This window comes from Cyclobacterium sp. 1_MG-2023 (assembly GCF_030546805.1).
GTDB lineage: Bacteria > Bacteroidota > Bacteroidia > Cytophagales > Cyclobacteriaceae > Cyclobacterium.
Window position 1 is genome coordinate 1 of the sequence record NZ_JAUOPC010000040.1, and the last position, 3,136, is coordinate 3,136.

5 protein-coding genes are annotated in these 3,136 nt (G+C 34.9%); all 5 read right to left on the bottom strand.

Going from position 1 to position 3,136, the window contains the following annotated elements; all coding sequences use genetic code 11:
• Positions 1 to 60: 60 nt before the first annotated feature.
• Positions 61 to 240, bottom strand: a complete 180-nt coding sequence (tnpA, locus tag Q4534_RS23935) for an IS66 family insertion sequence element accessory protein TnpA (RefSeq protein WP_303615687.1) — start codon at positions 238 to 240, stop codon at positions 61 to 63.
• A 162-nt stretch (positions 241 to 402) separates the two neighbouring features.
• Entirely contained in the window at positions 403 to 726 is a 324-nt protein-coding gene (locus Q4534_RS23940; RefSeq protein WP_303615688.1) for a type II toxin-antitoxin system PemK/MazF family toxin, read from the bottom strand.
• Positions 717 to 962 (bottom strand): AbrB/MazE/SpoVT family DNA-binding domain-containing protein, encoded by a 246-nt coding sequence (locus tag Q4534_RS23945; RefSeq protein ID WP_303615689.1) that lies wholly within the window; start codon positions 960 to 962, stop codon positions 717 to 719. Before Q4534_RS23945 ends, Q4534_RS23940 begins: the two co-directional genes overlap by 10 nt.
• A gap of 530 nt (positions 963 to 1,492) precedes the next feature.
• Positions 1,493 to 1,921 carry a hypothetical protein gene (locus Q4534_RS23950; RefSeq protein ID WP_303615690.1) on the bottom strand — a complete coding sequence of 143 codons (429 nt, stop codon included), beginning with the start codon at positions 1,919 to 1,921 and terminating at the stop codon, positions 1,493 to 1,495.
• A gap of 117 nt (positions 1,922 to 2,038) precedes the next feature.
• On the bottom strand, positions 2,039 to 2,905 hold the full coding sequence (locus Q4534_RS23955) for a DUF4238 domain-containing protein (RefSeq protein ID WP_303615691.1): 867 nt from the start codon (positions 2,903 to 2,905) through the stop codon (positions 2,039 to 2,041).
• Positions 2,906 to 3,136: the final 231 nt, after the last annotated feature.

Consider the following 3,136-nt stretch of genomic DNA (forward strand, 5'->3'; position numbering starts at 1 on the left):
ATTAACCTACTTTAAATGATCTTTCTTAGTGGCACGGTTTGACCGAAATCACTGGCATGGTCAGACCGAAATAGCCATCTTGTAAAAACCTTGAGGAGTTACAGCCTCTCTTTTAAGCTTCCTGTACCAGTAATTGAATTTATGAAACCCTATCCCCTTGGATTCACTGAAAAGCGTCTGCGTCTGTCCGCTAGTTTCAAACTCATGGACCAACTCTACCATTTCTTCTCTTATTTTCATAACTTATATCTTTGCTACAAAAATAAAGGGCTCTCTATTTAGATAAGACATTCACTTGGTGGGTTGGGTACAACCGGTCCCTGAGAACAGTCCCTGAGCTTGTTTAAGGGGTCGAAGGGTTCCAGCTGTCAGAATGCTTAGTTATTGGTATTAGTACTTTTTTTAGTCTACAAAGGTTTCTTTTATCACTTCTTTGCACTTTTCAATTTCCGATTTTGTCAGACTTTCAAAAACTCGGATTATTCTGGTTTTATCGACTGTCCGAATTTGGTCGATTGCAATCATTCCCTTTTTTCCGTTGTGTTTTACGGAAACCCTTGTTGGATATTTTTTTAGATTCGTTGTCATAGGTGCAAGAACGATTGTGTTCAAATATTTATTCATTTCATTTGGTGAAACGATAACACAAGGTCTTGTTTTTTTTATTTCGCTCCCAATTGTTGGGTCAAGGTTTATAAGAATGATTGAGTATTGTTTTACATCCATTCTTCAAGGTTTTCATCATCGAACACATCGTTCATCAGTAACTTATCGTCTCTGTTTTCACTCATTTTCTTAAATTCTTTTTCCCAATTTTTTCTAGGCGAAGCAATTGGTTTAAGAATAATTTGTCCTTTTTCGAGGATAAGTTCAACCTTGTCTTTAATGTTGTATTTTTCCAAAATGGTCTTACTCAAACGAAGTCCTTTTGAATTTCCGATTTTGATTATTGATGTTTCCATAACTTCTTAAATGTTATTACTAAGTAACTACATTTTATGGAAATATCAAAATTCATTCCGTATTAATGCCAGTCGAGTAGAGTAAGTTATGAATAATTCGTATCTCCAACCTCTTACACCACCGTACGTACCGGCCGGTATACGGCGGTTCATTAAACATGGCAATATCTTGCGTAAATGTTAGCTGTTGGAACGAAGCCTTTCTTAGCTAAGTTACCCTTAGCTTTATGGGACAGGTATGCCATAATGGCAAAAACAGCCTCAAACTCGCTCCAAAACACTTTCACTTATAAATAATAGCTACTAAAAAGAGGGCCCCTAAGCCAAAGAACAATATTAAATCAGCAACTTTTTCATTCTCCTACAGCTAAAAAAACAAAAAGAGAAAACCATTCCCCATAGTAATCCTAATTCCAAACACCCTTCAATGTTTCATTGAAGTTTACCCTGAAATTTCTCAGGGTTCAACACTGCATTCAGACTAGGCTGTTCCAGCCGTCAGAATGCTTAGTTATTGTGTGTAGGTGTTTTTAATTCAAACTTGTCATTCCGAATTGGTCAATTGCTTGCTTTTTATTCTCGGCAAGGGAAAATTTTAATTCAGTCCACGCTGTTCCTTCAATTCCTTTGAGTTCAATTCCGTCTTCCGTTTTAGTTATCGTAAATAAAAAGTCCGCAAGTTTTTCGTCCTTATTTTCTGAAACGCTTTTTAATTCAGTCATTCCGTATTCATCTAATGCTTGTGGTTGGTCATTGTTCAAGCTAAATGATAAGTCTATCCAAGCACTACCTTTTTCGCTTTTCATTTTTATTCCATTGTCAGTTTTCTCGACAATAACCTTAAAGTCTTTCAGTTCAGCCTTTTTTTCTTGAGCAATCAATTCAGATGTTGCAGTCAAAAAAAATAGTGCAATTAGAATCGTTGAAAATAGTCTCTTAAAATTCATTTTTGTTTTCATATCTCTATTTTTAAATTTCAGTTCGAGTTTTGTTTCACTTACACACAACGGTTTGGCTACCTGCTGTACGAAGCGAATGCGAGTATTGACAGGTAGCTAGTGTTAGCTGATGTTCATTTAAATTCTCCGTCTGTATGGATTTCTCATTTCCGGATTTTCTTCCAAAATTTTTTTCGCAAATCTAAAGTCATTTTCGCAGCTATAAATTTGCCTATTCGATCTATTTAGAATGAGACTATTATAAAATTTTATGTTCTCCAAATCTAAGTCAATAATCTGATTATCCCAATTAACAAACTCAGGGATTTGTTTCCTGATATAAATACTTAGAACGTAATTTGGGGTTAGGGGTATCGAAATTTGATAAATAGTTTTGAAGTCTTTACCCAGATCAATCCCAACAACTGGGTTATCAGAAGTATAAAATTTATGCCTTGAACAATTCTTATGGACAACCCAAACCCTATCAATTAACTCCGTTGGCGGATTTTCAAAAGAAGACAATAAATTATAAAGTTGCTGTGATTTTGGGTCAAATTCATCGAAATTTTCAAGAATATCTTTTGCCTCTGCTGCACTTGACTTTTCAATTATTTGGCGCTTTATTTCATTGTTCAATTCACTACCAATTACTCTGCTTTCTTGAGTTCGCCTCATTTGAATTAAAATGAATTTTGAAAGCACGCTTCTTATTTCATCAGTAAAACCTCCAAATTTATGATTCTTTATATCTTGAATAATTTGATCATAGACTAATGAAGTTTCAGTTTCAAGATCGCTTAAATTGTGCTCGATAATTTGTTTATTTATTGGATCTTCTATACTATCAATATCATAAAATCCACTGTTTCTACAAATTTTATCCGCAGTCGAAGGAAATTGATTGTTTGTTTCTTTGTCATAAGCGAATATCTTCCCAGATTTATTTTCGAAGAATCTTAAATAAAATTTAGGAACTAGATGTGGTTGCTTTATTCTACTCATTTTTTAATTTCAGCTAATCGAGTAGGGTAAGATACGAAATAATTCGTATCTCCACCCTCTCACACCACCGTACGTACCGGCCGGTATACGGCGGTTCATTAAACATGGCAATATCTTGCGTAAATGTTAGCTGTTGGAACGAAGCCTTTCTTAGCTGATTATTCCGACAAAAGTATACCAGCATTCCGCGGCAAAGTATACCAGTCTTTTCTCTGGCATCTTAATCCTTAA